Here is a 678-nt window from a genome sequence, read left to right on the forward strand (position 1 = left end):
GGCGCGCTCGACCGCGTCGCTCACGCTCTTCTCTGCATCGGCCTTGAGGTCGGTCCAGGCCTTCTCGCGCTCGTCCTCGGCCTTCACGCGCGCCTTCTCAGCAGTGTCGCGCTCCGTCTCGGCGGTGCCGCGCTTCGTCTCGGCCTGCTTGCGCTTGCCCTCGGCCTCGGCACGCTCCTTCTCGGCCGTGTCTCGCCCCGTCTCGGCGCTCTTGCGCGCCCCCTCGTTCTCGCCGCGCACGCGCTCGGCGGACTGGCGCTCGTCCTCGGCCTCGTTGTAGGCGGCGTTGCGGTTCGTCTCGGCCTTCGTGTATGCCCCGTCGCGGGTGAGCTCGGCGTCCGTATACGACTTGGCGCGCGCCTGCTGCGCGTCGCCGAAGGCCTTGGCCTGCTCGGTGAGCATGGCCTTGTACTCCTCGTTCGTCTTGCCGACCTCGGCCGCGGCGTCGGTCGCCGGCTTCATCAGCCCGGCGATCTGCTCCTCGGTGAAGTCGGCGTAGACGAAGTCCTTTCCCTTGGCGGCGATGAGCTGCCATGCGTCGCCGGTGCCCGGCTCCTCGGCCGTCTCCGCCGCGAAGCAGATGAAGCCCTGGCCGCCGTGCGTCACGACGTCGAGCCTCGTATATGTGACCTGTATCGTCTTTTCGGACACGCGTTCAAGAGGAACCTATTTTCCCCT

At 68.4% G+C, this 678-nt stretch carries 1 pseudogene; it reads right to left on the bottom strand.

Going from position 1 to position 678, the window contains the following annotated elements:
• Nucleotides 1–651 (bottom strand): annotated as a pseudogene (locus DW029_RS11015) (hypothetical protein); the annotation flags it as partial.
• Nucleotides 652–678 lie beyond the last annotated feature (27 nt).

It is taken from the genome of Collinsella sp. AF38-3AC, from assembly GCF_003474365.1.
In the GTDB taxonomy this organism is placed as follows: Bacteria; Actinomycetota; Coriobacteriia; order Coriobacteriales; family Coriobacteriaceae; genus Collinsella.